We start from the raw sequence: 26,876 nt of genomic DNA, 5'->3' as shown, positions 1-26,876 counted from the left end.
TGTTGTCGAGATCGGTCAGGCGGTGCTCCAGGTGATCCACCGGGCACCGGGCGGTGTCGGGGCGGATGGCGTCCGGCGGGGCCTGGCCCATGCCACGCCGGGTCTCCTCGACCACGTCAGCGATCCACTCGCGGAAGCTGTCGTACACCTCGCCCCGGCGCTCGGACGCCTCGGCAAGCGACATGGACGGCGGGCAGGTGCACCTGCCCGCCGTCCATGTCGAGCCCGGTGGCGGGGTCCCAGCCGATGCCGTGGCCGGCCATCTGGGGCGCCGCGTGGTCGAGCCAGGCGTCGGTGACCTCGACGTAGCCCCAGTTCGGGGTTGAGGAGGAAGTCTGCAGGAATTAGCGGTAGCGCACCACGCCGGAGCTCAAGCGAGGACGATCAGGACGACGACGCCGCCTGAGACCAGCGCGCCCGATCGTCATCGCGCACCATGCACCGGTGATGCACGGGCGCCGAGTTGCCGAAGACCGGGGGCTGAGGCGCGCGGGACGATCGGCAAACCTCCGGTTGCTGCCGCTACCGGTGGCGGTCGAGCGCGTCGCCGTGGCCCCTCAGATCGCTGCCCAGCCTGGCCATCTGATCGGCGTGATCGCTCAACGCTGCGGAGTGCCCGGCCAAGGCCGCCGCCAGGTCGTGGCCGTGACCCAGCTCGTGGTAGATCGCCTGGAGCATCGACAGTTGCGCATCAGCCAGCAGCTCGTCGGCACTCCGATCGGCCAGCTCGGCCGCGGTCTTGTTCTCGTAGCCGATACTGCCGTAGGCCTGCCCGGCGAACTGGTAGAACATCTCGGCCGTGGCCCGGTTGCTTGCGGGTTGGCCATCAGGGGCGGGGGACTCAATGCCGTTGCTTAACTCACGCAACTATCACCGGTTCGATGATCTTTTCTGGGACTTTCCTTGTGGGCCGGGGCGCGGGATGACCTCGACTGTTTCGGTAGCGGGGTCCGTACTTGGATTCCGGGTGTTTGAGGAATCGGTCGGCCTCGCGTAGCCGTCTGGCACCGTTGTCGAGCTTGCGACCGATCTTGGCGGCCATGTTCGTCAGGAACGTCTTCAGCTTCATCGGCATCTGGACGCGCTGGCGGATGACACTGCGTCTGACGTGCTTGAGGACCTTGACGAAGCAGATGCGGTCCGGGTCAAGGCCTCCGGCCCCGGCCAAGTGCATGATGATCTGGGCCAAGCAGTGGTGCACGACCAGGTGCGCCCAGACCTCCTGACGGACCAGCTCCGGGCCGGCCGAGCGCAGCACCTGCGCGGGGCCACGCAGGAAGGTCTTGATCTGCCGGTAGGCTGATTCCGCCTCCCATCGCTCGTGATACAGCGCGGCCAGTTCCGCGGCGGGATAGGCGTCGACATCCAGCAGATCGGTCAGCAGGCGGATCACTTCGCCGCCGTCGATCCGGTACTCCACGACCCGGACCGTCACCCCGCCCGGATGTGACGCCCGCTGGCCGGCCAGACTCATCCGCGCCAGGTACGTGCCGTCGGCCAGGATCTGGGTCGGCCGCTGGGCCACGCACGAGCGAGCGCGGAGCAACAGGTGCGCCCCGGCCTGGGTATAGGCCTTCCACAAGGCCACGCCGGGGAAGGCGCGGTCCATGAGGACCAGCATGCCGGCGGCGCTGCCAGCCAGTCTGGTCGCCAGCTCCGGTTCCCCGCCGTTGAACGCTCCGACCGCCGCGTCGATGGAGGCGTGGGTGCCGGTCTCGGTCAACGTGACCACCCGCGTCTGCGGAAAACCGACGTCCCGACCTTTGACGTCACTCGGGCCGCCGAAGAAGACCCGGTTGGCCGTGGTGTCCGGCACATCCAGGACGAACCCGTCGACCGCGGCCAGCCGCATTCCGCGATAGAACGATCCGGCCAGTCCTTCCGGAGCCACCGATCCCGCCAACGCACGAAACAACCCTTCCAGCGGGCCCGCGCCCAACCGTTGCCGGGCACGAGTGAAGGAGGACTTGTTCGGGACCGACTGATCCATCCCGCCCAGCGCTCCCACCAGGTTCTCGGCGACATCGTCATAGGAGTCCTGCTGAAACAGCGCCAGTGCCAGGACGAAGTAGACCATGAACCGCGGCGGCAACGCTCCCGGCCTGCTGCCCTCACAGCAATGTTCGGCCAGCATTCGATCCACCAGCTCGGGCGTGACCCGCTCGGTGAGCACGCCCAGACGCACATTCTCGGATAACCCGATCCACGGATGCATATCCAGACATCGGCAGAACCAAGCGATGCGTCACTCTCTGGAGCCACATGAAACGCTTGCGTAAGTTAAGCAACGGCATTGGCGGGGGACTGGGAGGTGTCCACGACCACGACGGTAACCCGAATGTCCCTGCTTCCCCGGAGAAAGGGCCACTCCTGTCGGTGCCGCGGCGTACAACGGGCGTCATGGACGCATTCGAGGTGATCGTGACAGCTGTCTCCAACCGCGAGCTCGAGTCGCGGGAGTTCAACCGCCAGGTGGAGTTCGTCAAGCCGCACGTGGCCTGGGACCAGGCCACGTGGTCATGGGAGATGCGGCTCAGCGGTGCGCGCGCTGAGCATGCCACTGATGTCCTCAACACCTTGTTCGAGGCCGCACGCGTGTACGGCACCGCCGTCACGGTGCGTCGGGCACCCACGGAGCAGGCAGGCGAGGTTACCGAGCCCGGTTGAGCCGAGCCTTCCCGGGACGGCATGCCGAGCACACGCTCGCGGATCAGCCCTCATAACCGCAGGACGTCAGTGAACACAACTACAGGAATCGACACAAAGCAGCCTTGGTGATCTTGTCGAGAAACGTTCGATTCTCCGACACTTTCACTGTGGCTCTTCCCGACCCCACGATCAGGAGAGGAGAGACGCGCGCTCTGTCATCGAGGGTGGCGCTACTGCGCGCCCCGCAGTGGTGTTCAGCAACCAGGTGATTGGGCCTGGGCGGTCGAGGAGTAATGGCTCTGGATAGGATTGCGCGCCAGATAGGGGGTTTTCCATTCCTGCAGCAGGGCTCCCTGTGCGAACACTTTTTGGTCCTATTTGGTCACCCGTATCGGCTTCGGGCTATCCGAAACGCCGTCCTTGGCGAGCGCATATAGTGCGTGGATCCGACAGATAGGATAAGCATGGCACACTAATTAGGCCCAAAGTCACCGCCTTCCAGTGCCAAAAGCCTCTGAGATGCAGGCATCTCTACTTACATCCTAAGGCAGTCGGCCATACCGCCGCGATCTTCCAGACCGCTGGATTCGAGGAGTGACATGGGCTTACGAAAATTTCGAATCTTCCTCGCCGCATTACTCTTAGGGATGGGGTTAATCGCTGTCACATCAGCGAGCGCGGCCGCGGCCGGTGACCTGCCGCCAGGGGGCACCTTGAGTGCCTGCCAGGATCTGGTTTCGCCAAACGGGCAATATCTCCTCAGCATGCAGTGTGACGGAAACCTGGTGGTCTACGTCTCAGTCGGCCACGTCGCCATCTGGTCCAGCCGTACGAACGGATCGAACGGTGCCTATTTGGTGATGCAGGGAGACGGCAACCTGGTCATCTACCTGCCAGGCGGACAGCCCATCTGGGCCACTGGCACCCAGGGCGTTCCCGGAACCAGCCTTGAGATGCAGAGCGACGGCAATCTGGTCCTCTACGGGCCCGGCCACGTGGCCCGCTGGTCCAGCAAATCGCCGATGGAGTCTGCGATCTCATGGTTCTACGGCCGTATCGGCTCCACTGCGTACGAGGGGTATTGCGAGCGCGCGGTTGAGAACGCCTTCGGCGTGACCAATCGATATCCGAGCGCCATCGCCAACTGGAACGCCCGTGACAAGCGCTATCCTTACTCGGCCGCGCCGCGAGGGACTTTGGTCTTCTACAACACGAGTGCCAACGGGCACGTTGCGCTGAGCCTAGGTAACGGGCAGCTCATCTCCTCGAGCGTCAACGGCAGAATCGGGATCGCTGGGCTGCCGTACTTCCAAAACCCCCTTGGCTGGGCATACGCCCCCTGGTAGTGAACCGCACTCTGCTGGGCGGCACCGCAGTTAGGTGCCGCCCAGAGGCAGGATGGCAGGCAGCCGCCGGCATTACAGGTTCTCAACGGTACGGGCGACAGACGGTGCAGCCGACGTCGCTGGGCGAGAAAACCTGGAAGCGTCCTCGCGGCAGACGCCACGAAAATCTCAGACGTATGCCGTTTACCGCCAAAGGTCACACGCCTGGAGTCGGATTCTCGGAAGTCACGGCGGGAGTGTACTGCCGAGAAGCGACATTCTCGGAAATTCTGGCCGACCGTGTCAGTCGTCTTGCGGACGATGGCGAAGGTCTGGTTGACCGAGTCCTTCCGCGGCCAGGCCGCCCACTTTGGAGCGTCTCCGCGTCCATCGTCAGCTCGACGAAGCCCCGACCCGTGGGCCGGACCCGCTGCATCTGGCCGCGATGTTCGGTCTTGATCTCAAGACCGCCATCCGCTACACCGGCTCGGCACAACGGCTCTTGACGAGCACGAGCGAGGAACAGCACCTCGCCAGTTCAGGCGAACCCAAGGGTCGAAACCATCCATGCAGCTTGAAGTCCCCCGCTTCAGCGTGAGGAACTTTCGGTTCGCGCGAACTCGGGGACCTCCTTGGGGCCCCACTCGCGTCCGTGCCATCAGCCGCAAAGTAGCTTTGAGTAAGCGGGGTGCGTTTCCGGCAACCTATTCGCTGGTGAAGAGCCGTGTTCTCTGGGCGCCGTTGCGGCCGATGGCGGACACGGTGGAGAACATCACCAGTCGGCGGGCAGGTGCGGCAAGCTCCTGGTGAAGAAGTCGCGAACTCCCGGGTCGAGATGGGCGGCCCAGGGTGGGTCTGTCTCGCCGCGCAGCTGGCTGTAGCACGCGAGTGCGTAACCGTACTCCTGCTTCGACAGGTAGCCCAGGCGGTGCCGGGTCCCGTCACTGGAGGCGCCGTTGAGCAGCTCGTCCGTCAGGTAGCCCCGCGGCATGATCTGCCACCTGCGTCCTGCCCTGGCGAACATCAGCGCGGCGTTGGCGCTGAAGACCCCGAACCCGAGATACACCGTGAGGAGGTCGGTGAGTCGCTCGTGGTCGCCACGGTCCGTGGTGATGCGCCCCTCGCCGAGCAGTCGGACATGGCAGAGCTCGTGGGCCACAGTGCCGGTCAGGCTTACGAGGTTACCGTCCGTTTTCCGGTCGATCCCGATGACGTGCACGCCGTCCACTTCCTCGTAGTAGCCGACCGTGCGGCTCCCGCCGTTCCTCTCGGTGTCGTAGAGCTCGACTCTCAGTTCGCCGACGGCCACGCCCATGAGCAGAGACATCTTGGTGACCAGCGCGTTGACGCGTCCGGTGATGTCGAAGTAGTGGCGGAGGAACCGGAAGAACTCGGGCGTGGGCAGGGCGACCGGCTGCAGCGCCGCCTCCCTGCCGAACTGCTCGACGAACCACTCCATCGAGGTCTCGATCCAGGTCCGCTCGGTCTGCCCGACGGGGCACTCCGTGGCCGGCGCTGGTAACCAGGCCGGCCGCTCCTCCCCGCGAAAGGCTGCCACAGGTTCCACCTTTCCACGCACCGAGAGCCATCCGCCCGATCATCCGCATTGCCGGGGCGCATACGTAGCGCCAGGATAGACCGGCATCCGTACAACGGAGCAGGCGGGGAATCGATATCCGACGGGGCCTCCCACGAGGGGCTCGTGCGCACGGCTGTGACTCCATGCGGCGATCTCGGGCTGGACCGGCCACCCGAATGTGGTCATCCATGATGAGGGGACGAAAGTGTGAACGAAGATAAGGAGGCGGGTTGTGGATCGCAATGAGGTGGCTTACCTCAGCGGTGGCCGTCGCAGGGTCGCCCTGGCGGCGCTCTTCACCCTCGTCGAGGACGGGCGGTTACGCCTGTCCTACGCTGACAAGCTCTACACCGTTACGGGAGCCGAAAGCGGCGATCCCGTGGAAGAGGCCGCGCTGGCGCAGCGCTCCACCATCCCAGAGGCGCTCGCCGCGCTGGCAGAACATGAGAGTGTGAGGGCCGTGGAGGAGGATCTGATACGCCGAGGCCTGGTCGGGCGAGGGTGGCTGGGCCTCACACGGCGTCCCACTCCCGCTGGCAAGAAGCTGACCGAGCACGCCATGCACGAGAAGCGGCAGCCCTCGCTCAGGGTCGCGCTCCATGGTGTAGCAGGTATCTCCGACGAGACTCTGAGGCGGCGATTCGCCGTAGCCAAAAGCAAGGGTTCGCTGCGCGGTCAAGGGACCGGCGGCTGGGACGCAACGCGCGACTACGACGGGGGCAGCGGTGGGAACCCCTGGTAGTAGAGCCTTCTCCCGAACATGCTTCCAGCCGCCAAGTAGCTGAGGGTGATCATGGCGACTGGGGGTGCGTTTTCACCGTGCATGGAACCGGCTTGAGGGCGAGCGCGGTGTAGGCCGTGCTGCGGGCGATCTTCAGGATGCGGGCGGCCTCGGTGATGCTGATGCCTTCGTCGACGAGGCGGCGTAACGTCGTCAGCTCGGCCGGGCCGACCGCACGCGGCCAGCCGATGCGCTTCTTGCCGGGAAGCATCTGCCCTGGCTCCTGACGGCGCTTGGCCGCGGCGACCCCCTCGGCCTGCCGTTCACCGCGCAACTCCAGCTCGTACTCGGCGGCCGCGGCCAGGACCGCGGAGGAGCCGGTGCTGCTTTCGGAAAGGTTGTCCACCCCGGCCCGCAGCAGGCCGCCACCGGGTTACTCCTCTTCGTCAGGGGTGGTGGCATCGCGCGGCCCTCCGCCCAGGTCAGGGCTGTGAAACGGGTAGGACCCGTGGAAGTTGATGTGCTCGAACACCAGCGGACTCAGCCGTGCCCGGATCTCGGGGCTGATCTGGCCACCCTCGATTCCCATTGCTCCTGCCTCCAACTGCTTGACCGCCGCGTCGACATAGAGTGAGTTCCGCCAGGTGATGGCATTGAGATCGAGGCCCAAGGCGCCCACCTGGTCCTCCATACCGCGTTCATATCCTCTGGTCAGGCGGCCTAGGTTGCCGAAGAACACGCGACGGGCCAGGAAATGCCGTGACTCGCCGATGTTGAGCTGGGCGCCGATCATTCTGCGGTACTCCTCCATGTGCAGGATCTGGAGCAGATGCAACGACTTGAAGATGCGGCCGTAGTGGGCGAAGGCGTTGCCTAGGCCGGTGAGCCGACCGTCGGCGGTCATCATCCGGATCAGGTCGTGGGCGCGGACCTGGTTGGTGGCCGGCGACCCGGCCACCCGAGCCATGTCATCCCACTGCGAGACGATGGCCGGCAGCGAGACGCGGTCGAGGTCCTGCTGCTCCAACCGGGCTGACGCCGGGCGCATCGCCGCGTACGCCGTGCCGCGGGGGAAGCCCAACGCCTCCAGCCGACGCATCGCCAGGCGGAAACACGTCTCCGCGACGGCGGGGCGGTCGCGGACGAGCTCGATCTCTCGGAGGACGATCCGGCTGAACTCGCAGGACCGGACGTCGCCGATGTCGTCGGCCACCCGGATCGCCTCAGTGATGAACGCGTCAGCCTGCTCCAGCCGGCCGTACGAGAAGTGGATCCGGCCGACCCCGCGCAGAACGGTCACCATGGTGCCCCGGTCCTCGGCGTGTGCCAAGCCGCCAGCGGCCTGCTCGTAGCAGTCCAGCGCTTCTTCGGCGCGGCTCCGCAGCCGGTGGATCTCGGCGAGGTTGACCAGTGCCAGCGCGTGCCCGTGCCGGTCGCCGGCCTGCTCCGACAGCTCCGAGGCCCGTTCGAAGGCTGTCCTGGCGCGGGCCAACCGGTCATGAGCGAGATCCAGCCTGCCGAGCCCGATCAGTGTGGCCGCCTGGCCGCGGGCGTCGCCCGCCGTCCGCGCGCTGCGTAGGGCGATCTCGTGCGCGATGCGCCACTCGTCGTGGAAACTGCGGGCCTCGAAGAGGCTCATGGCGGTGGAGGCCAGCTCCCAGCCCACCTCGCCGGCCTCCAGGGCGGCGCTCTGCCGTACGGCGGCCACGATGGCAGCTCGCTCGGTGTCCACCCATTCCAGTGGGTCGCGGCGGACGTAGGAGTCGAGGACGTGGGCCTCCGGTGACCAGTGGGGGCCGCGGCCGCGCAGGCGGCGGTAGTCGCCGCCGCACAGCCGGATGTGCGCCTGGCGGACCAATGCCAGCCAGGCGCTCATGACGCGGTGCAGGGCGGCGTGGCGCTCGTGCACGGGTTCGTCGACCTGCGCACACTCGCGGGCGTAGATGCGGGTCAGGTCGTGGAAGTGGAAACGGGCACGGCCTGCGGGGGCGTGCCGGGCCACGTCGAGCAGGCGGACGTCCACGAGCTGCTCGAGGAGGTCTTCGGCCTCGGTGCTGGGCAGGTCGAGCAGGGCGGCGGCCACCCAGGGCGCGAAGTCCGCCGCCTCCAGCGTGCCGAGCAGGCGGAACAGCCGCCGCGCCGGCGCGGTCAGCCTGTGGTAGCTCATCGCGAGGCTGGCGCGTACCGCCTGGGGACCGTGTGAGAGCTGGCCCAGCCGCTCGCGGGTGTCGCTCAACTGCGTGGCGAGCTGGGACAGGGCCCAGTGCGGGCGCGCGGCGAGCCGGGCGCCGGCGATGCGCACCGCCAGGGGCAGCCCGCCGCACAGTCGGACGAGCAGGGCCGCGTCCTCGGGCGCCGCGGCGGCGCGGTCGGCGTCGATCAGGCGGCGCAGCAGTTCGAGCGACTCGGCGGGCGGCATCACCGGCAGGTCGATCAGGCGGGCGGCAGGCAGAGCTGTCAACCGGTGCCTGGCCGTGACCAGCACCGCGCACCCGGAGGTGCCCGGCAGCAGGGGCTGGATCTGGCTCTCGCCGCGGGCGTCGTCCAGCACGACGAGGTAGCGGCCGTTGGCCAGCAAGCCACGGTACAGTTCGGCCCGCTGGTCCAAGCCGGTGGGGACCGCGGTGTCGTCCATTCCGAGCGCGCGCAGGAACCGGCCCAGCACCTCCTCGGGGTCGGCGGCCTGCGGATCGCCGCCGCGCAGGTTGGCATACAGCTGCCCGTCAGGGACGTCGGCCCGCAGCTGATGCGCGACGTGCACGGCGAGGGCGGACCTGCCGACGCCGCGCCCGCCCAACTCGTCGATGAGCACCGAACGAGCGCGCCGGAAGGACGCAAGGGCCTTGTCGCGTTGCCCCGCCTGCGAGTACGCCTGCATCAGCAGCCGCCACGCATGCTCGTTCAGCGGCTGCTCGGCCATGAGCGGCCGGAGGTCCTCGATCACTTCCTGGGGCCGGCCCAGCAGCGGCCCAGTGAGCCAGGCGCCCTCCGCGGGCTTCCCACGCCACAGCGCTAAAGCCGTGCTGAACCGCCGATCAGCGGCGTGCCACGCCTTCTTAGAGGCGTGGCCGCGGGCTGCGCGGATCGCCTCCTCGAACCGAAGGAGATCCACTTCCTCGACATCGGCTTCGAAAAGATACCCCATCTCCTTGGTGAGCAACCGGGCGCCGAGCGGCGCCGCCTTGCGCAACTGAGCGATGTAGGTCTGCACATTCCGCACGGCAGAGGGAGGAGGGTCGTCCCACAGCGTCTCCACCAGCCGTTCCTTGGACACCACGGTGTTGACGTTGAGGATCAAAGCGGCAAGCACCGCGCGCCGCTTGCCGCTGAGACGAACTGGCGAGCCTTCTATCCCGTACAGCTGCACCGGCCCCAAGACCTTGACCATCATGTCCACTACACGCGGTTCCTCTCCAGCGGATCACTTGCGTTCTCAGGCGGTGGCACAAGAGGGCGTCGCGATCCGAAGCATGGCCTGCGGCAGCGATCGTCACGACCACGCCCGCCTCGGGACGCGCGTCCAACAAGCTGCTGCCCTCTTTCAGGCCGGCCGCGTGAGGTGGCGAAGACCGAATCGCGCAGCTACAACAGCGACACAGGTCAACACGCGACGGGCTGGACACCGCCGCCACGTTGAGCGCCGGCCCCCGCAAGATGCTCGTTAAAAGCCCGGCTGAACACCTCACATGCTGTTCGCGGCCCGCGCTGGGCCTACGAGCCCATGCTTCCCGCTCCTTCTCGCTGCCGGCCACCGTGGTGGAAACCGCGTACTGCAGGCGGCCGTCGGAGGAGGTGTAGGTCGTGGCGGAGAACCCGGGAGCTGCTCCCACATGCCCGGGCAGCAGTTCGGGGCTGCCGGCGCAGGGGCCACCAGGCGGCAGCGGGGCCTGACCGGGTGGCAGGTCGGTGGTGACCTTCCGCAGCTCCGCGGGCAGGAGTCTGCCCTGCTGGAACGCCTGCTGGAAGCGGCTGACGTCACGCGCGGTGGAGATCACAGCGCCGGCTGCGAGCAGGGTGCCGGCATTGAGCTGATCGACGTCGCGCACCTCGCCGGTCTCCTCGGCCCAGTAGCCGTGCCCGTGCGGGCCCCTTGATGCCCTGCCGCGGCTTGGTCGGCAGATAGCCGTCGGTCCTCTTCAAGGGGCCGAACAGGCGCCGGTCGAACTCGGCGGCCAGGCCGCGGCCGGTCACCTTCTCGAAAATCATGCCGAGCAGGAGGTAGTTGGCGTTGAAGTAGTTGAACGTGCCGATCTCCACCGGTCGCTGCCTCTTGCGGGAGATCTCCAGCAGCTGGGTCGGGGTGTAGCGGGTGGTGAAGTCGAACGGGTCAAGCGGGAGATGGTCGGGGATGCCGCTGGTCGACTTGATGAGGTGGCGAACGGTGATCTCGGAAACGCGCTCGACCAGGTCTTGCTCGGCCATTTGCGGCAGCACCTCGCTGAGCTTGTCGTCCAGGCGCAGCTTGCCCTCCTTGACCAGCTGCAAGACGATGGTGGCGGTCATCTGCTTGGTCTGCGAGCCGATCCGGTACCGGGCATCAGGCGGGATCCTGCCGCCTTTGCCGTCTAGCAGGCGCGAGCCTGCCGAGCCCTTGCCGATGCGCTTGCCGTCGTAATAGACCTCGCCGATGACGCCCACCACCCCCAGGCGTCCGGGCCACCGTCTCCAGCGCCTCCTGCACATCGGCGATCTTCGGCCTGCCCACGCTCCCGGCCACGGCACCCGCGGCCATCGAGGTGCCAGGCAGTGCAGTGGCCAAGCCCAGCACGGCACATCCCAAGACCGTCAGGCCCCGAGCCATCACTCTTGTCACGATGGTTCCCTTCCTCAGGCACGCCGGAAGCGCTCCGCGAAGGCGAGACGAAGGTCTTTCGGCGCCGCAACGATCGAGGACCAGGTGTAGAGCGTCAGCCGATTCCTCGGTGTTTCCACCGTGCAGACGAGATTCCTGCGGGCGCGACGCTCTCCACCCCCACGACCTCTGGGCTTTATAGGCAAGCCGGGGAACGCGCCTGGCCGTGCGATCGCTCTATTGCTGATCTCGGTGGGAGGGTTCAGATCCTGAAGTGAGCCGTCATCTCGAGGCTGAGGGCTTGCGAGAAGGGCGAACACGACGCAGGTAGCGCGAAGACGTCGGCGAGGGGTGTCTTCACGCCGGGTCGGTAGCTCTCCGCGCGCGGACGCTTTCAACAGCGCACCGAGGACTGCCCATCGCCGGCTTTGGCGTGTCACCTGCATATGGGAGTAGCTGGGGAATTCCTCGCCCTCGTCATCCTCTGAGACTGTCATCCACAGACGGGCCCCAGGTGCAACGACAGCGGCTCTGGATACTCCCGTCAGGACGCCGCCGGCACATCTCTGATCGCGGCAGTGAGCCAGACGGTCAGGCCGATGAGGGCCACGAGGCCAATGCCGATCAGCGCAGGCATGTACCAGGCCGGGCAGAGCACGGCAAGATCGTGATTGTCGTTGCCCCGCCATGTCGGACCCACGGGATTGAGGACGGTGGCCACAGCAAAAGTAAACAGATACATCAGGCTGAAGAGCCCGCCCGTCGGCGGAATTTCGTTGTCAGCGAAACGGCGCCTCTGCCGGACACGCAGAGTGATCAGGGCCGCTTCGACGGTGAGGACGAGGGTGTAGCCCAGCGCCACTGATCGCGCCGATGCTATCTCGATGTCCAGCCCATTCAGCAGTATCTCGTTCCAGGGAACGTCGTACCAGGGATTGCGTCCCGTCGGGTGGGCGGCGATCTGGATCGCGATCAGGTTCACTGCGGCGTACAGGAAAGGGGTGGCTAGAGCGCACAGCAGGGCAGGGGAATGTGTCGGGTACCTGTGAGCCATATGGATCTGACGATCGATTCGAGCCTGAGGTTCAGCTAGGAAAACGATCAACGCCATGCTACGGAGCGATCTTCCGAGACTGCCGAGCAGATGGCCCGGTACCAGCGGCGTCAGCGCGGCAACGGCCACCTGGCGGCTGCACTGAGCTCCAGCAAACGGCGGTAGCCGGGCCGTCCTGGTCCACCTCGCGCCGCAGTTCCCGGTGCCCGCTGCCGAAGACGGACACTTTGCCGTCGTCGCGCGCGACGGCGATCCGGGGTCAGAGAGATTTGGAACGGAATCCGGCGTTAACAGGGCTCTCCCAGGTCAGTGACCCCTGCCGCTGGCGTCTTCCGGATGTGGTTGACGCCGGATTCCGTTCCACGCACAGACAGTTGGTGCTGATAATGATCACGGTGTGGGCGGCAGCCCTGGGCCTCGATGTGGTGAAGGTGCGGCGGGCGGCTGGTCGGGGGCCACCTGCGCGGAGCCGGTTCAGGAGTCCCGATAGTCTGCGGCCATGACCGAGATCTTGACGCTGACGCCTGACGACGCCCTGGCGATGCTGCTGGAGGGTAACCGGCGGTTCGTCGCCGGTGCGCCGGAGCATCCCAACCAAGATGCCGCCCGCCGTGCCGAGACGGCGCCGGCGCAGAGTCCGTTCGCGGTGCTGTTCGGCTGCTCCGATTCCCGGCTGGCCGCCGAGATCATCTTCGATCGGGGGCTGGGTGATCTGTTCGTGGTCCGCACGGCCGGGCACGTGGCCGGCACCGAGGTGCTGGGCAGCATCGAGTTCGGGGTGAGCGTGCTGGGCTGCCCGCTGGTCGTGGTCTTGGGCCATGAGTCGTGCGGGGCGATCGCGGCGGCCTGCGCCGCCGCCGACGGCGGCAGCACCCCGGCCGGGTTCGTCCGTGACGTCGTCGAGCGGGTAGTGCCGAGCGTGCTGGCGGCCCGCGCCGCCGGGCATGATCAGGACGAGCAGATCCTGCACGAGCACATCCGGCACAGCGCCGGCCTGCTGCTGGAGCGCTCCCGGGTGCTGGCCGAGCGGGTGGCCGATGGCCGCCTGGCGGTGGTGGGTTTGTCGTATGGGCTGGCCGATGGCCGTGCGCGGCTGGTCGCCGCGCACGGCCTGAGCGGGGCTGCGGTCTAGAGACGCCTGTGGGTGGCGGCACTGGGTCGCCTGGGTGTGCATGTTGCCCGGGCAGGGGGCTGGGCCCTTACGAGGTGGTGGCGCTGCCGGCTGCTCTACCTCGCGGGCGGGGCACCGGAGCGTCATAGATCATCGTGGCGTCGCTGTGCGCGGAATGTGGCGGCAAACAGCAAGGGAAGGATGGCGAGGGTGACGGCAAAACCTGGTGACATCGACAGTGCCGTGGGCAAGGCGGCCATCGACAGGGCGGCCGGGGTGCTGCGTGGCGGAGGGCTGGTGGCGTTTCCGACCGAGACCGTCTACGGCCTGGGTGCCAACGCCGCCGACGGCGCCGCCGTCGCGCGGGTCTTCCAGGCCAAGGGGCGCCCGCCGTCCCACCCGCTGATCGTCCACCTCGCCGACGCGGAGCAACTGGGCGACTGGGCCGATGATGTGCCCGCCGCCGCGCGGCTGCTGGCCGAGCGGTTCTGGCCGGGGCCGCTGACGCTGGTGCTGCGGCGCGGCCGCCGGGTGCCGCTGGAGACGACCGGCGGCCTGGAGACGGTGGCCGTGCGCGTGCCCGCCCACCCTGTCGCGCTCGCGCTGCTGTCCGCCTTCGGCGGCGGCATCGCGGCCCCGTCGGCCAACCGCTTCGGCTCGGTCAGCCCCACCACGGCCGGCCACGTCCGCGCCGAACTCGGTGCCGCCGTCGACGTCGTGCTGGACGGCGGCCCGTGCCAGGTCGGCGTCGAGTCGACGATCGTCGACGCCACGGGCGAGGCGCTGAGCATTCTGCGGCCCGGCGGGGTGACGCGCGAAGACCTGCAAGCGGCGCTGGGCCGCCCGCTGGCGGTCCCCTCCACGAGCCCGGTGCGGGTGCCGGGCCAGCATCCGTCGCACTACGCGCCGCGAGCCCGGGTCGTCCTGGTCGAGCCCGAGCAGGTGATCGCCGAAGCGGAACGCGCGCAGAACTCTGGCCACCAGGTGGGCGCCCTGCTTTCTCCCGCCTTCGCCGACGCCGAGGTGAAGGCGCACGCCGTGGTGGCGGTCCCGGCGTCGATGCCCGCCTACGCGCGCGAGCTGTATGCCTTCCTGCGCGAGCTCGACCAGCGAGGCTGCGACCTCATCGTGGCGTCCCTGCCGCCAGAGGCGGGGCTGGGGCTGGCGATCGCCAACCGGCTGCGCCGCGCCGCAGGACCGCGGCCCGCCGCCTGATCGGTAGCGCGCCGCCCTGCCCGGTACCGCCGCGCCTTGGTGGAGGCGGTGCTCGGGCTGGGAAGCCTGCGGTGGCTTCCTGGGCGTGTGGGACGGTGGGCTGGTCGTGGTGTTGGGGGTGTTGCGGCAGGAAGTCTTCAGGGATGCTTGTGGAATTCAACGCGCTTACACGCAGTCGGTGCCTGCTGAAGCCTTCCTGCCCAGGTGAGAGGCCGGTTCCTTCAGACCCGGCCACACGTGTCCATCTATAGCAAGTGCCGAGTGAAAGCCCCGGAAGGCGGTTGAAGCCCGAGGCGGCGTGTCGGCCAGATCTCCCCCTACCTGCGGGGCCCACATCAGCCGCTTCGGCGCGTACGGCACCGACGAGCTACGTCACCGGCCGGATCCGTTCGACCCCCTGCTGAAGGAGGTCGACTTCGCCGACGTCGAGCTGGCCGCTTGATCACCCAGCCGTTGGTGCCGTCGGCCCCGGCCGGGCGGGGCAGCTGGGCCCAAGCCGTGCCCGGCTTGCACATTCCCGCAAGAGCCGACCAATGGAGACAAGCCGCGCACTCGGGCTGCCGTTCACCAACGTGACACCGGTCGCCAAACGTCATCTGAGCTGGGGGCTGTGTTGGAGGAATGCTGCTTCGCGGTGTGTCGTCGGAGGATGCGATGACCGTTTCGCGCCTGCACTGGTGCCGGGTACGGGCGCGGAAACGGCGGAACGTCACCTCGGGTGGGTCATCTGAAGGCGGCGATGTTGCGGATCGCCCATTCGGCGAACGTGCGGGGCGTGCGGCCGAGGACCTGTTCGACGTCGGGGCTGATTCGCTGCTCAGCGGGGGTGGGATTGCCGATGATGTCGAGGGTGGTCTCGACCACGGGCTCGGGCATGAACTGCAGCATCTGTGCGCGGGCCTCGTCGCGGGTCTGCTCGATGAACCGGATCGGCTCGCCGATCGCGTCGCCGATCGCCTGTGCTCGTTGCCGGGGTGTGCTGAGGGCGGGGCCGGTCAACTCGTAGATCTGCCCGGCGTGACCGTCCTCGCGCAGGGCTGCTGCGGCAACCTCGCCGATGTCGGCCGGGTCGATCCACGGCAGCCCGGTATCCCCGAATGGTGCGGCGGCCGTGCGCTCCGTGCGGATCGTCTCGGTCCACGCGAAGGCGTTGGAGGCGAAGCCACCGGGCCGCAGGGCGCGGCTCGTCTTGCCACCTGACTGGACTGGCATCGGTGGTGTCCAGCGCGACGTAGATCGCGGTTTCGACGGTCTTCCACTCCTCCTGGAGATGCCGCCGGGTTATCCCGTGGTACCGCTCCAGCTCTTGGTGGAATCGACGGGTCTGGCGCAGCAGGTCCCCGTAGGTCGCTGCGGCCAAGTCCGGTGTCTCCTTCATGGCTCCCACGCTGTCACCCTCCGTTCCGCCACACTGGTCAGATCTCGTCGTCCTCGGCGGCATTCGGGTCGCGCAGGTCGCGGATGACGCCGGGTGCGACGTCGGGCATGGCGAACGTGTAGGCGCCGTGGATGCCGAGGTGGGAGTGGACGACTGTCCCTTTCTCCCGTACTTGGTCTGCCCTCCGTTGATCGCGAACTTTGACGGGCCGGCGCCGGTGGCGCATCCTGCTGGATGCGGGGCGGGCGCCGGGCGTCTTCACCGGTACGCCCCTGATCGCCGGCGGCTCCGGCGCGGTGCGTCGAAGGGGCGGGAGGTCGGGCCGAGGCCGGCTCGAGCTCTCGGCGCGCGAGCCGGAGCGGAGGCTCAGACATCGCCCAGGAGAGGGGCGAGCTGTTGCATGGCGATGCGGTGGAGTTCGGTGGCGTCGTCGGGGAACAGGTCGGGGACGTTCATCAGGGCGGGCCCGCCTGGCGGGCGGCTGCGGGGGAGAAGCTCCGCTGCCCGGGCGGCGAGCTCGCGGATGCCGGGTTCGGGTCCTCGGTGGCTGCGGAGAAGCGGGCCAGCAAGGCGGGCTCTGCCGCGCCCGGAGCATCCAGGCCGGCCCGCCCGCGGGGCGAGCACGCGGTCGGCTCCGTGGTCGATGTCGTCCAGGAGCTCGGTGAGTATCCAGGGGACGAGCGGGCCCTGGACGGCGGTGGCGAGCCTGCCGAGGGGCTCGGGGGCCAGAGAGCTGTCGAGGCGATGCCGCACAGGGCGGGGCCGTCGTGCTCGATGTACGACAGCTGGAGACCGGGCAGGCCGCCCTCCAGCAGGATGAGGGGCAGCTTGCCCGCCCCGCCGGGTCTTTCGCCGGCGAAGGTCCAGCCTCGCAGCCGGGCGACGGCCGCCACTTCCCTGACGGCTCGCGGCCGGCGCAAGATGAAGCGCCGTGTCCGGTGCTGCCTCACTGGCTCTGCGATCATGGCGGGTCACGCAAACAGCGGCAGTACCCGCCTCCCGAGAGCGGCTCGCCCGCCTGACCGCTCAAGACCGCGCGGCCGACTCCGAAAGCTGCGACCGTTGAAGACGCTGGCTTGTAGTGGACCGGTGCCCGAACCCTCTGCTCCTGCTTAGATGGGATCTTCAGCACACCGCCCATCAGTGGCCGCCGATCTCTGGTCCGCCCGCGTCGCGGTACGCCGGGTACAGTGACCTGCCGTGGCTGATCGGCGTGGGGGCGCTATGGGCCATGGCGGGACGCTGATCGTCATCGCTCTCCGGCGGGCTCCGCGAAATAAGCGCGAACAAGGACGCCCGCATCGGGCAATCAGCGCCGACCCTCTTTCGAGAAAGGCGCCGGATGCATGACCCTTCTTCATATCCCGCCACACGGCTGGCCGCGGAGGCGGACGACGCGTCGGTCATCGCGAACTCGCGGCACGAGCCGGAGTGGTTCTCGATGATCTTCGACCGGTACTTCACCACGATCCATCGCTACGCCGCCGCCCGGCTCGGGCCCGGCGCCGCCGACGACGTGGCCGCGGAGACGTTCCTGGCCGCATTCGACCAGCGTGACCGCTACGACCTGACCCGACCGGAGGCCAAGGCCTGGCTGTACGGCATCGCCACCAACCTCATCGGCCGTCACCGCCGCGGCGAGCTCCGCCTCTACCGGGCCCTCAGCCGCTCGGCTGCCCGCGACGACGTGGATGGCCACGCCGACCGCGTCACCGACCGGGTGACCGCCGAGCAGCTCAGCCCCCGGCTGGCACGCGGCCTGCAGAGCCTGTCCCGGGGCGACCGCGACGCGTTGATGCTCGTGGCCTGCGCCGACCTCAGCTACGCGGAGGTGGCCTTCGCCTTGGACATCCCGATCGGCACTGTCAGCTCCCGGGTGCATCGGGCCAGAACCAAACTACGCAAGACACTGGGTCACGCGGCGAAGGGGGTCTGAATCATGGATGACTTGCAGGAGCTGCGCCGCTATCACGACGCGCTGCCGGGGGCCGCTCCGGAGTCCATCGGCGCGGCCCGCTCCCGCCTGGCGGGTCACATGGGCGGGAGCAGGCGTCCGCGGGCCCGCCGCATCCGGCCGGTGTGGGGGCTGAGTCTGGCCGGGCCGGCCGCGACACGCCGCCGCCGGACAGGCGCCGCTGCGATCTCGGCGCTGTCGGTGTGCCTGGCCGTCACAGTGACCTGGCTCGCTGTCCCGCAACCGGGGCAGCGTGATGGCGTCACCCTCGCCGTGCCCACCGGTGCGGCACCCACTGAACCGTCTGTGGTGGCCAAGGCGGAGCCGTCCGGTGCGGGGTTCAAGAAGTTGAAGAAGAAGTACCCACCTGTCGGGAAGATCGCCTCCATGCCGGAGATACCGATCTGGATGTGGCTGGGCCGGCCGTCAACCGCTGACGCGAAAGATGTTGTCCTGTGCAACGCGTGGGATTCGCTCGGTGCTACCTGCGCCGGGTTTCCTCCGCTCAATGCCAAGGAGTTCGCTCGTATGCAGGGCTCCACGTGGGGCATTCGGGACACGAAGCAGGTGCGAGCCCTCCATCCCGATGCCACTTCGGAGCAACTGCGCAGACTCATTGATGAACAGGAGCGCGTGAACGCCCTCGGAAGAATCTTCTTCGGCATCGCCAGGGCCGAGGTTCACGGGATCATGGCGGTCACCACGGATGGGCGCAAAATTACGGGAAGCGTCGCGCGGAGCGTCGGAGCGGGGTACGGGGTTTGGGCTGTGAAACTCCCTTCCGACATCACAACGGCAGCGCTTATCGTCACTGACGCAAGCGGGAAGACCCTTCAGCGGATCCGACGCGGCTGACACTCAAACCCCGGTGTCCTGTGTGGCCAGGCCCTCGGCCGGCGTCCTGTAAGCGGAGATCGAGGAGATCGCCTGCCGCTCCTATGAGGGCCACAAGGAGGGCTACCGGCCCCGGGTTGTGGACGCCTTGCATGCCTCAGCCGTGGCCACACCGGTCGAAAGCGGATATGGTCGCGGTCAGTCGGCCCGCTCGGGGTCGAGTCCTGGTAGGGGTTCCGAGGTCGAGCTGCTGACTCATGTCGAGCTCGAACTTGCCGTACAGGTTCAGGTGGCTCCAGAAGAGGGCCGACAGGTCGCGCCGGTCGGCGCGGAGCGGATCGAGCAGGGGATCGTCGGTCGGGTGCCCGTCGAGGTAACGGGCGACGCCTCAGGCCGCCCTCTGACGGGTGGCGCTGGGCGCCGGAACCGCCGGGGCCGCGGCGCCGAGATCGACGTACGGAGTGAACAACACGGGGTACGGGGACTATGTCCTCAGAGAACAACGCTAAGGACTTTGCCCAGGTCAGCACGGGTGCGCTGAGCGTCGCTGTCGCTTCTGTCTTGGCTTAGTGAGGGTCCTCGGCCAGCGATACCGAGGGTGATCCGCTGGCCGGTGGCCTCGTATGGGTGCGGTGGTCTTCTCCGGCGGCCAGCCGGAGAGCGATGGTGAGCCGCGCGCGAAGCCGGGTGCGTTTGCGGGGGTTCTGGTCGGGGTTGAAACCTTCGATGACGATGTAGGAGAAGTGCGGCGCGAGTTGCTGGTCGGCCTGGGTGCGCGCAGTCTCACGGGACAGTCGGTCGGCATCGATGGTCTGGCGGAGCCGGTCGCGTTCGGTGGCGGGGATGGGGCGGCGTCCGAGCCAGTTGGCCAGCCGTCAGGCCGAGTGGGTGACAGGGGCGGCACGGGGTCGGCGTTCCCTTCGGCTGGCGTGGTGCTGCCTTCGGTCACGTGACTCCTTGCGCGGTGGCGGAAACGATTGTTGATCAGTTACTTGCCGCATGTGCTGGCGATCCGGACAGACATGCCAATCTTGTGATGCCTGCCTGCACGGGGGCGGTTTCGAACTCGGATCTCGTCTCCTGTTCGTCCTGCCGCATGGTCCCGGTTGCGTGCTGACGATCAGCGCGCTGCCCGCTCGCGCCGTCGCCGGGCGGCGCGGATTTCGGCGTCGGCGGCCTTGTCGTCGAGCAGCGCGTACAGCTGCGTCGTCTCGGCAGAAGCGTGGCCGAGGCGGCGGCGGACGGCCTCGATGGAGACGCCGGCGTTGATGAGTTCGGTGGCGTGGGCGTGGCGCAGCTGGGGGATGTCGATCTCGATCCCGGCCTGCGCGCAGGTGGTCTGCCAGCGGTGGTGGGCGGCGTCGTAGGACAGCGGCCCGCCGCGGCCGCTGATCGAGGCGCGAAACAGCGGCCCGGCGGTGTAGCCGGCGCGGGCCAGGTAGAGCTTGAGCAGGGCGACGTAGCCGCGGTCGTCCAGCAGCACGGTGCGCACGCTGCCGCCCTTGCCGCTGATGCGGACGTGTTCGTCGTCCAGGCGCAGGTCGAGGTCTTCGACGTACAGGCCACAGGCTTCGGAGGCGCGGGCGCCGCACGTAGGCGGTCTCGAACAGCACCCGATCGCGCAGCCGGTCCAGCGGCAGGTCCTTGCGCGGTCGCCGGGTGCAGATCACCGCCTGCGCCTGACGCACCCAGTTCCGCAGCGTCTCCCGGCTAATCCCCAGATCGCCGGCCACCGCCGGCCAGCGTGCGCCCCGGATCAGACAGGTACAACGCGACGGCGTCCGCCTTGAACTCCGGCGGATACGACTTCATCGCCACGTGGAACTCCTTGTCTCCGGATCTCCATCATCCGGTACTCAAGGCGTCCACACCTCGGGGGCAGGGCCAGAAGACCAGCGCGGCACGCTCGGCCTCGGTCTCAACGCGATCATCTAGCGGTTGTCGTGGTCGTCGAGGGCCTCGTTCTTGTCTGCGGCTGACTGGCGGACGTCCGTCCCGTGCTCGGCGAACGCCTTGAAGTCCTCCATGTGCTGCTGCGACTGCTTGCGGAAAGAGCCAGGCATCACAAGCCCCACCAGCCGCATCAGCAATCCGTCGAACCGGAATTCGCTCTCGCTCTCCCACAGCGTGGTGTCCGGACCGGCTGCGATCAGCCGGTCGCGCTGTGCCTGCCACATGCCCGCGCCGGCGATCTCGCGGTCGTAGTGCACGACGACAGAACTGGGGATGGCGTGCAGGTCTTCAGGTTCCAGGCGCGTGATGGTCTCGGTGGCCTCCATCCTCTTCTTCCCCATTTGAAACACGACTCGCGAGGTGGTGCCGAGCTGGCCGTGCGCTCCGTCCACCGGCTCGTGCAGTACCAGGCCCCGCAGCCACTTCGGCATGTGCGCCGGGTCCGCGAGCATCTGCAGCACCTTCTCCCGCGGCAGGGCGATCTCGATCGAGGTGGTGTACTTCATCAAGCGTTCCCTCCGGGGGCGTAGAACGCGGTGGTGGCCTTGACGGCGGCCGCCACGTGATCCGGATCGCCACCGGCGGCCAGGTGAGCTTCACCCCAAGCCGCAGCGCTGCGCCGCACGAACTCGCGCCCCGTGGGCGAGGTCTGGAACTCCTCGTGATCGAGGGTCTCGCCGTCTGCCAGGAACCGGGCCAGCGTGAGAAGATGCAGGTCCCAGCCCACACCGCCGGCACCCGGGCCGTAGGTCGGGAACATGGGCTCCCCGACGGCCGCTGCATGGACCAGTTCAAGCTCGGTGTCCCCGGCAGGGCCCCGGGACAGGCGCACCTCGACCTCGCTCGTGCCCGGCCACTCGTCGGCGTCCGGCCCGAAGAGCCAGGACACCCGCAGCAGACGCGGCGGCTCGCACCGGAGGATCTCCCCGTGCTCACCGCCGTCCAACGCGAACGACCCGCCGAGCCGCAGGTCTCCGGTGACCGGCTTCAACCAACGGCCCAGCCGCTCAGGAGCGGTGATGGCGTTCCACACGTCGTCGACCGGCGCGTCGTAGCGACGCCGCAACTCCATCGTGTACGCGTCGCCGGCGGGCAGAGTCGCTGTTCCCACCGTCCGGCGCGCAGCGGCCAGTTCGTCCAGCACGTCCTTCATGTCATGTTCCTTTCACTGGCGGATCGGCCTTGCCGACGTCGGTGCGCGTGTCGGGCTGCCGGCCACCCGGGACCGGGATGCACGCCTGCCTCGGGCCAACTCAGTGCCCAGGGCATCGAGCCGCTGATCCCAGAACCCGCGAAACCGCTCCAACCACACGTCAACCTCGCTTAGCGACATCGGGTCGACGGCATAGAACCGGCGAGCCCCCCTCGGCCCGGAGCGACGCGAACCCGTTCTCACGCAGAACGCGAAGATGCTGGGAAACCGCCGGCTGGGACAGTGCGAACTCAGCCCGGATCACGTCCGTGATCGCCCCAGGGGTCTGCTCACCCTCGGCGAGCAGCTCCAGAATGCGCCGGCATACCGGGTCGCCGAGAATGTCGAACGCGTGCACGAACCAGAAGCATACCGTGTCTGACTTATATAAGCTAGAACTGGTATTACCGTGTTACCCCCGGTGTCGACGCACATCGATACCCGGACACGCCCTCCATCGATGCTGTGTGGCGAACGAGACCGACATCCGGTGAGGGCGAGCCCCCAGCCCTCGATCACCCCCTTGGCGCGACCGGCGCCCGGCTGATGACCACGCTGCTGTACGAGCTGGAACGCACCAGCGGCCGGTACGGGCTGCAGACGATGTGCGAGGGCGGAGGCCGGGCCAACGTCACGATCATCGAACGGCTCGGCTGAGACCGCCGGCGAGAGATGCGCCGGCGGTCTCGCGCAGCCTCGGCGAACTGCGCGGAACGTGCGGCCCGGCCCGTTCGTCGTCAGGGTGTGACCGTTTTCCGGGGACTTGACGAGCAACTGCACGAGGCGTCGGCCAGGATGCACCGCGCCGAGCAGGTCCGGCGCAGGCGCGAAAGCATCGTGCAGCAGATTGCCGACGTCCGCGCCACCTTGAAGGACCTGGAAGCCGAGCTGGCCCACGAGGAGCGGGACGTTGCCCGGCTGGAAGGCGGGCCGTCCTCCGTCCTGGCCCGCATGCTGCGCAACCGCGAGGAGCGCCTGGAACGCGAGCGCGCCGAGGCTCTGGTGGCCAGGGAACGCGTGGACGGTCACCGGGCCCGGCTCAAGCAGCTCGAAGGCGACGCGGCGGCGGCCGACGCCGAGCTGGCCGGGCTGGCCCCCGCCTCCCGGGAGTACGCCCGGCTGCTGGCGCAGAAGGAGCAGCAGCTCATCCGGAGCGGCGATCCGCGTGCGCGGGAGCTGGCCGACCTCGGCGGCGCGCTCGACCGGGTGGAAGCCGACCTGCGCGAGTGCGGCGAAGCCCACCAGGCGGGGCGAGGCGCACACCAGGCCCTCGACGTCGTGCTGGGCTTTCTCGGCTCCGCCAGGACCGCCTCGACCCTCGACCTGCTCGGGGGTGGTCTCATCGTCGACGCCTTCGAACACGGCAGGCTCACCCAGGCGGACGAGGCCGCCTGGCAGGCGCAGCGGGCGCTGGACGTCTTCGCCCGCGAACTGGCCGACGCCGGAGTCACCGCCCGGCCGGTGATGCCCAAGGTGGACACGCGTTGGTTCGTGGACACCTTCTTCGACAACATCATCATCGATGCGATCAAGCATCAGCGCATCGAGAAGACCCGGGCCGAGGTGAAGAAGCTGGCCAAGTGGACCCGCGACACCGTGGCTTACCTGGAGGCGCGCCGCACCCAGTTGCTGGACGAGCGCGCCCGGCTGCTGTCTCGGCGCAAAGAGCTGCTGCGTCCCGCATGACCACTCGCCGGGGGCCTCACGGCGTCGCGGCGCCGATCCGTACCGGCTTCGCCGGCTGCCGAGGCAGGGCCCGGCACCGCGGCGCACATGCTGGCCCCGGGCTGCCCTGGCCGATCTGGTCCCGCGAGGGTACGGCGTGGCCGGGGTGGCCGGGCCGGTCATGCCACCGTCAGCTGTCACGCGCGGGCCTGCACGATCAGCGTCCCCACGTTTTCCGGGTTCGGGGCCGGCTCCACCCGAGCGTTCACTTCGCCAAATCCCGCCCCGGTCAGCATCCGCGCCCAAACTTCCGGCTCGTAGGTCCATCGGTAGATCCACAGCTGCTGGCCGGTGAAGCCCGCCCCGTACATGCCCTGCACGCCGGCGGTGCCCGGCACGGCCGGCGCGTAGGAGAACACCAGCTTGCCGCCGGGGGAGAGGCGTGCGCGCACGAGCGGCATCCACTGGTCGGGGTCGGTGAACCACAGGGCGCCGAAGATCGAGTAGATCGCCTCCTGTGAGCGGTCACTCAAGATGTTGATGAAGGTGACACCGGCATTGAGCATGGCCGGGCATGGAACGACCCCGCCGTGGGTGCTCGGGCGGGGTCGTGGTGTTCACTCTGGCGCGGTGATGCTCACTCTGGCGCGGCGGATTCGTTGACGGCGGTGCGGGCGGCGGCCTCATCGACGATGGTCTTGCCGGCGGCGTAGGTGGCCAGCAGGGACAGCCGTCCGAGGTTGTTGACCGAGCGGGGATAGCCGCGGGCGGTCTCGTGGATGAGGGCGATGGCGTCGTCGCTGAAGAGCGGATCGGAGCGGCCGGCGAGGGTCATGTGGTGCCGGACGTAGTCGGCGGTCTCCTCGGGCGTCATCCCTGTCATGTGGTGGCGGACGGAGATGCGCTGGTCGAGGGCGGCCAGCACGCCGAGCTTGATCTTGCGTTTGAGCGTGGGCTGGCCGATCAGGAGCGTGGCGAACGGGGAGGAGCTGTCCATGTCGAAATTCGTCAACATACGGACCGACTCGAGCTGATCGTGGGCCAGCATGTGCGCCTCGTCGATCACCAGGACGGGGGTGCGGCCCCGCTCTGCCTGCTCGGTGGCCAGCATGTCGCTGGCCTCGGGGATCAGGGTGGCCTTCTGGTTCTTCGGCACGCCGCCCAGGGCGGTCACGATGGCAGTGCGGATGCCGCGTACGCCGACGTCAGGGCTGCCGAGGTAGATGGCGATGTGCCGGGCCGGGTCGAGACCGAAGATCGCGGCCCGGGTCGCGGCGGTCTTGCCGACTCCCACTTCGCCCGTGACCACGCCCAACTCCCGTTCGGCGACGCACCAGGCGATGCGGGCGATGGCCTCGGAGTGAGCGGCGTGGCGGTGCAGCATGCCGGGGGCCAGGCCCCGCCCGAACGGGGTCTTCGATAAGCCGAAGTAGCCCTGGAGCTTGTCCATCATGGGAGAGTCGTCGTCACTTTCTCGCCGCCGGGAGCGGGCGGAGCGGGCGTTGGAGGGGTCGGGTCCTGGGGTCGGCAGGACCGGATGGGCGGCCTGTGGGGCCGGCCGGTCGAGGGACTGGGACGGGCCGGGATCGGCTGCGAGATCGCCGCCGGCACCAGGGCCACTGTCGGGGTCACCGCGGGGGTTGAGGACGGGCTGGGGGTCGGCGTCGCCGGTCATGGCGCGTCATCGCCGGGCTGTTCTTCGTCAACATCGTGACCGCTTGCCTGGTCAGAGGCCTGCTGGCGAGGGTCGATCAGGGCCGCGTAGTTGATGCCGGTGGCCACCTGCCGGTCGTGGCTAGTCTCCAGGAGCCGCAGGCAGTCGATGCCGGTCGAGGCCGCCTCCGGCGCCGCCGGTGTTTCGGGTTTGGCCTTGGGGTGGGCGTTGCGGGTGATGGTCTGCGGGATCGCCATGCCCTGCGGCCTGCCGTTCCAGCGGACCTCGACCATGTTCAGATCGAACGGGTCGAAGACCAGCTCGACGGTGCGGCCGATCAAGGACGGGTCGACCTCGTAGAAGTTGGAGAACAGCTGGACCGTGCTGGTCTTGCGGACCTGGCGGCGTTCGCTCCACTTGAACGCCTCGGTCAGCGCCGCCGGGGTCGGGGTCGGGAACGGCGCGTCGGCGCAGCCGGCCATCCACCGCTGCAGGGGTGTCTGCCCGGTCTCGGAGTGGATGCGCTGGTGATAGGCGGTCTCCACCCAGGCGGTGAACAGCCGGTTCAGCTCGGTCAGGCTGGTGACCTTCGTGCCCGAGGTTTCCCCGTCACCGGCGATCTCGACCAGGAACTGGCGCCTGACCTCGCCGAACCACCGCTCGATCTTCCCCCGGCCTTCCGGCCGGCCCGGCGCCGAATGCGCGATCTTGATGCTGAGACGGGCCGCGGCCCGCTTCACCGCGGCGTCGACCATCGCGCTGCCGTTGTCGAAGTAGATCATCTGCGGGACGCCCCGCGCCGCCAGCGCCGGGCGAAGCGCGGCGGCCAACCGGACGGTGTCTTCGAAATAGCCCCACCGATGACCGACGACCAGGCGGCTGTGATCGTCGATGAACGCGAAGAGAAATGTCTTGCGACCTGCGATTTTGGGGCCGTGGAGCGCGTCTCCCGTCCACAGATCATTTGGCCGGGCGGCCTCGAACCGGCCGAACGCGCGCGGGGCCTGGCCCTCCGGGCGGGTGTTGAGCTCCAGCCGGTCGAAGTGCCGGATCAGCGTCCGCGCCGACGGCGACCAGCCCGAGGTGGACCGCAAAATCCGCACGATCTGCGCGGCGGTCCGCTCGGGCTTTTCCCGCTTCAACGCCGCCGCCAGGTTCAGCACCTGCTCTGGCGTGCGCGGCGTCACGTTGCGCGGATGCGGGACCAGCGCCTCGAACCCGCCTTCGCGCCAGTCGCGGATCCATCGGTCGATCGTCCCCCGCGAGATGAGCATCGGCTCTCCGAATGGGCCCTCGCGCGTGCTCTCGGCCAGCGCCCGCACCAGCCGGCCCCGCTGCCGGGTGGTCAGCTCCGGATCGGCCGCCTCCCGGATGAGCTGATATCGCTCCAGCCCCACCTTCTGGGCGCGCTCGGCTCGCCGACGCGCCTCCTCATCGGCCTTCGACACCCTCGCACCACTCCCTCGTGATCGACGATAAAGATCACCGGGTTGGGGTTCGAGCGCGGGGCCGTGGTCGGCTGCCATCCAGCGCGATGCCCGTCAGGCCACTGGCTCAGACGAGCATGCCAACCGGCGAATCGGCGCATGCGCATACAAGACAGAAAGGCTGGGTAGCGCGCTGCGAATGTGGTCAACTCCGGCATCCGGGCCGAGGCGTCGGCTCATCGCTCTTCTGATCATTGTTCTGCTGCTCGGCGTCACCGAGTCCATGATCGGGCCTTACCTCGTCCTGTTCGGAGCCGACCGACTGCGGTTATCCGCACTGGAGATCGGCGTCTTCGTCTCGCTGACGGCGATC

General features: G+C 68.4%; 28 protein-coding genes and 2 pseudogenes. 11 read left to right on the top strand and 19 right to left on the bottom strand.

What is annotated here, in order from left to right; genetic code table 11:
• The 3 genes from HCN51_RS55670 to HCN51_RS55660 form a co-directional block, all read right to left on the bottom strand.
• On the bottom strand, positions 1-184 hold a 184-nt coding region (locus HCN51_RS55670; protein WP_168021871.1), incomplete at its 3' end, for a hypothetical protein.
• 338 nt (positions 185-522) lie between these two features.
• Positions 523-792 carry a hypothetical protein gene (locus HCN51_RS55665; RefSeq protein ID WP_168021870.1) on the bottom strand — a complete coding sequence of 90 codons (270 nt, stop codon included), beginning with the start codon at positions 790-792 and terminating at the stop codon, positions 523-525.
• Between the two features lie 67 nt (positions 793-859).
• Positions 860-2,215, bottom strand: coding sequence for an IS4 family transposase (locus HCN51_RS55660; protein ID WP_168021869.1), 1,356 nt, complete (start codon positions 2,213-2,215; stop codon positions 860-862).
• A 185-nt stretch (positions 2,216-2,400) separates the two neighbouring features.
• Here HCN51_RS55660 and HCN51_RS55655 point away from each other — a divergent pair, with 185 nt between their 5' ends.
• Together HCN51_RS55655 and HCN51_RS55650 are read left to right on the top strand one after the other, a co-directional pair.
• On the top strand, positions 2,401-2,667 hold the full coding sequence (locus tag HCN51_RS55655; protein ID WP_168021868.1) for a hypothetical protein: 267 nt from the start codon (positions 2,401-2,403) through the stop codon (positions 2,665-2,667).
• A gap of 581 nt (positions 2,668-3,248) precedes the next feature.
• A complete protein-coding gene (locus HCN51_RS55650) occupies positions 3,249-3,995 on the top strand; it encodes an NlpC/P60 family protein (RefSeq protein ID WP_168021867.1) in 747 nt (248 codons plus the stop codon).
• Between the two features lie 751 nt (positions 3,996-4,746).
• Here the strand turns inward: HCN51_RS55650 and HCN51_RS55645 are convergent.
• Positions 4,747-5,532 carry a hypothetical protein gene (locus HCN51_RS55645; protein ID WP_168021866.1) on the bottom strand — a complete coding sequence of 262 codons (786 nt, stop codon included), beginning with the start codon at positions 5,530-5,532 and terminating at the stop codon, positions 4,747-4,749.
• Between the two features lie 253 nt (positions 5,533-5,785).
• Between HCN51_RS55645 and HCN51_RS55640 the strand changes: the two genes are divergently transcribed.
• Positions 5,786-6,295, top strand: coding sequence for a TIGR04222 domain-containing membrane protein (locus HCN51_RS55640; RefSeq protein ID WP_168021865.1), 510 nt, complete (start codon positions 5,786-5,788; stop codon positions 6,293-6,295).
• A 49-nt stretch (positions 6,296-6,344) separates the two neighbouring features.
• Here the strand turns inward: HCN51_RS55640 and HCN51_RS62865 are convergent, their stop codons facing one another.
• The 4 genes from HCN51_RS62865 to HCN51_RS55620 all read right to left on the bottom strand — a co-directional run bounded on the left by HCN51_RS62865 (position 6,345) and on the right by HCN51_RS55620 (position 12,048).
• On the bottom strand, positions 6,345-6,680 hold the full coding sequence (locus tag HCN51_RS62865; protein WP_206069061.1) for a helix-turn-helix domain-containing protein: 336 nt from the start codon (positions 6,678-6,680) through the stop codon (positions 6,345-6,347).
• Positions 6,681-6,707: 27 nt separating this feature from the next.
• The gene (locus HCN51_RS55630) at positions 6,708-9,662 is read right to left on the bottom strand and encodes a Tn3 family transposase (RefSeq protein ID WP_240974253.1); all 2,955 of its coding nucleotides are present in this window, start codon (positions 9,660-9,662) and stop codon (positions 6,708-6,710) included.
• A gap of 587 nt (positions 9,663-10,249) precedes the next feature.
• Entirely contained in the window at positions 10,250-10,912 is a 663-nt protein-coding gene (locus HCN51_RS55625) for a serine hydrolase (protein ID WP_168021863.1), read from the bottom strand.
• A 698-nt stretch (positions 10,913-11,610) separates the two neighbouring features.
• Complete coding sequence (locus HCN51_RS55620) at positions 11,611-12,048, bottom strand: hypothetical protein (protein WP_168021862.1); 438 nt, start codon at positions 12,046-12,048, stop codon at positions 11,611-11,613.
• A gap of 571 nt (positions 12,049-12,619) precedes the next feature.
• On the opposite strand from HCN51_RS55620, the gene HCN51_RS55615 reads away from it, so the two are divergent.
• From HCN51_RS55615 to HCN51_RS55605, 3 genes are all read left to right on the top strand, one after another.
• Positions 12,620-13,252, top strand: a complete 633-nt coding sequence (locus HCN51_RS55615) for a carbonic anhydrase (protein ID WP_168021861.1) — start codon at positions 12,620-12,622, stop codon at positions 13,250-13,252.
• A gap of 189 nt (positions 13,253-13,441) precedes the next feature.
• Entirely contained in the window at positions 13,442-14,446 is a 1,005-nt protein-coding gene (locus tag HCN51_RS55610) for an L-threonylcarbamoyladenylate synthase (RefSeq protein WP_346434175.1), read from the top strand.
• 298 nt (positions 14,447-14,744) lie between these two features.
• The gene (locus HCN51_RS55605; protein WP_168021859.1) at positions 14,745-14,888 is read left to right on the top strand and encodes a hypothetical protein; all 144 of its coding nucleotides are present in this window, start codon (positions 14,745-14,747) and stop codon (positions 14,886-14,888) included.
• 281 nt (positions 14,889-15,169) lie between these two features.
• Here the strand turns inward: HCN51_RS55605 and HCN51_RS55600 are convergent, their stop codons facing one another.
• The 3 genes from HCN51_RS55600 to HCN51_RS55590 form a co-directional block, all read right to left on the bottom strand.
• Positions 15,170-15,658 carry a Rossmann-fold NAD(P)-binding domain-containing protein gene (locus HCN51_RS55600; protein ID WP_240974248.1) on the bottom strand — a complete coding sequence of 163 codons (489 nt, stop codon included), beginning with the start codon at positions 15,656-15,658 and terminating at the stop codon, positions 15,170-15,172.
• Between the two features lie 203 nt (positions 15,659-15,861).
• Positions 15,862-16,086: a hypothetical protein gene (locus tag HCN51_RS55595; protein WP_168021858.1), complete on the bottom strand. Its 225-nt coding sequence runs from the start codon at positions 16,084-16,086 to the stop codon at positions 15,862-15,864.
• 193 nt (positions 16,087-16,279) lie between these two features.
• Positions 16,280-16,744 carry a hypothetical protein gene (locus HCN51_RS55590; RefSeq protein ID WP_168021857.1) on the bottom strand — a complete coding sequence of 155 codons (465 nt, stop codon included), beginning with the start codon at positions 16,742-16,744 and terminating at the stop codon, positions 16,280-16,282.
• 422 nt (positions 16,745-17,166) lie between these two features.
• Between HCN51_RS55590 and HCN51_RS55585 the strand changes: the two genes are divergently transcribed.
• The 3 genes from HCN51_RS55585 (at position 17,167) to HCN51_RS55575 (ending at position 19,565) form a co-directional block, all read left to right on the top strand.
• Positions 17,167-17,760 (top strand): RNA polymerase sigma factor, encoded by a 594-nt coding sequence (locus HCN51_RS55585; protein ID WP_168021856.1) that lies wholly within the window; start codon positions 17,167-17,169, stop codon positions 17,758-17,760.
• Between the two features lie 3 nt (positions 17,761-17,763).
• Positions 17,764-18,633: a hypothetical protein gene (locus HCN51_RS55580; protein ID WP_168021855.1), complete on the top strand. Its 870-nt coding sequence runs from the start codon at positions 17,764-17,766 to the stop codon at positions 18,631-18,633.
• 602 nt (positions 18,634-19,235) lie between these two features.
• On the top strand, positions 19,236-19,565 hold the full coding sequence (locus HCN51_RS55575; protein ID WP_168021854.1) for a hypothetical protein: 330 nt from the start codon (positions 19,236-19,238) through the stop codon (positions 19,563-19,565).
• Positions 19,566-19,732: 167 nt separating this feature from the next.
• Here the strand turns inward: HCN51_RS55575 and HCN51_RS55570 are convergent, their stop codons facing one another.
• The 5 genes and pseudogenes from HCN51_RS55570 to HCN51_RS62860 all read right to left on the bottom strand — a co-directional run bounded on the left by HCN51_RS55570 (position 19,733) and on the right by HCN51_RS62860 (position 22,115).
• On the bottom strand, positions 19,733-20,146 hold the full coding sequence (locus tag HCN51_RS55570) for a tyrosine-type recombinase/integrase (protein ID WP_240974251.1): 414 nt from the start codon (positions 20,144-20,146) through the stop codon (positions 19,733-19,735).
• 71 nt (positions 20,147-20,217) lie between these two features.
• Positions 20,218-20,430: pseudogene (locus HCN51_RS60930) on the bottom strand (transposase); the annotation flags it as partial.
• 113 nt (positions 20,431-20,543) lie between these two features.
• The gene (locus HCN51_RS55565; protein WP_168021853.1) at positions 20,544-21,071 is read right to left on the bottom strand and encodes an SRPBCC family protein; all 528 of its coding nucleotides are present in this window, start codon (positions 21,069-21,071) and stop codon (positions 20,544-20,546) included.
• A complete protein-coding gene (locus HCN51_RS55560) occupies positions 21,071-21,718 on the bottom strand; it encodes an SRPBCC family protein (protein ID WP_168021852.1) in 648 nt (215 codons plus the stop codon). The genes HCN51_RS55565 and HCN51_RS55560 overlap by 1 nt, the downstream gene beginning before the upstream one ends.
• A gap of 160 nt (positions 21,719-21,878) precedes the next feature.
• Entirely contained in the window at positions 21,879-22,115 is a 237-nt protein-coding gene (locus HCN51_RS62860; RefSeq protein WP_346434174.1) for an ArsR/SmtB family transcription factor, read from the bottom strand.
• 149 nt (positions 22,116-22,264) lie between these two features.
• On the opposite strand from HCN51_RS62860, the pseudogene HCN51_RS55550 reads away from it, so the two are divergent.
• Positions 22,265-22,414 (top strand): annotated as a pseudogene (locus tag HCN51_RS55550) (acetyl-CoA C-acetyltransferase); the annotation flags it as partial.
• An 87-nt stretch (positions 22,415-22,501) separates the two neighbouring features.
• Complete coding sequence (locus HCN51_RS55545; protein ID WP_168021851.1) at positions 22,502-23,443, top strand: hypothetical protein; 942 nt, start codon at positions 22,502-22,504, stop codon at positions 23,441-23,443.
• Between the two features lie 176 nt (positions 23,444-23,619).
• Here the strand turns inward: HCN51_RS55545 and HCN51_RS55540 are convergent, their stop codons facing one another.
• From HCN51_RS55540 to HCN51_RS55530, 3 genes are all read right to left on the bottom strand, one after another.
• Positions 23,620-23,988 carry a hypothetical protein gene (locus tag HCN51_RS55540; RefSeq protein WP_168021850.1) on the bottom strand — a complete coding sequence of 123 codons (369 nt, stop codon included), beginning with the start codon at positions 23,986-23,988 and terminating at the stop codon, positions 23,620-23,622.
• Between the two features lie 71 nt (positions 23,989-24,059).
• The gene (locus HCN51_RS55535; RefSeq protein ID WP_206069060.1) at positions 24,060-25,097 is read right to left on the bottom strand and encodes an ExeA family protein; all 1,038 of its coding nucleotides are present in this window, start codon (positions 25,095-25,097) and stop codon (positions 24,060-24,062) included.
• Positions 25,094-26,524, bottom strand: coding sequence for a DDE-type integrase/transposase/recombinase (locus HCN51_RS55530; RefSeq protein WP_168021849.1), 1,431 nt, complete (start codon positions 26,522-26,524; stop codon positions 25,094-25,096). The genes HCN51_RS55535 and HCN51_RS55530 overlap by 4 nt, the downstream gene beginning before the upstream one ends.
• Positions 26,525-26,876 lie beyond the last annotated feature (352 nt).

The organism is Nonomuraea composti (assembly GCF_012034275.1).
Taxonomy (GTDB): domain Bacteria; phylum Actinomycetota; class Actinomycetes; order Streptosporangiales; family Streptosporangiaceae; genus Nonomuraea; species Nonomuraea composti.
This window is presented reverse-complemented; position numbering and strand designations above follow the sequence as displayed.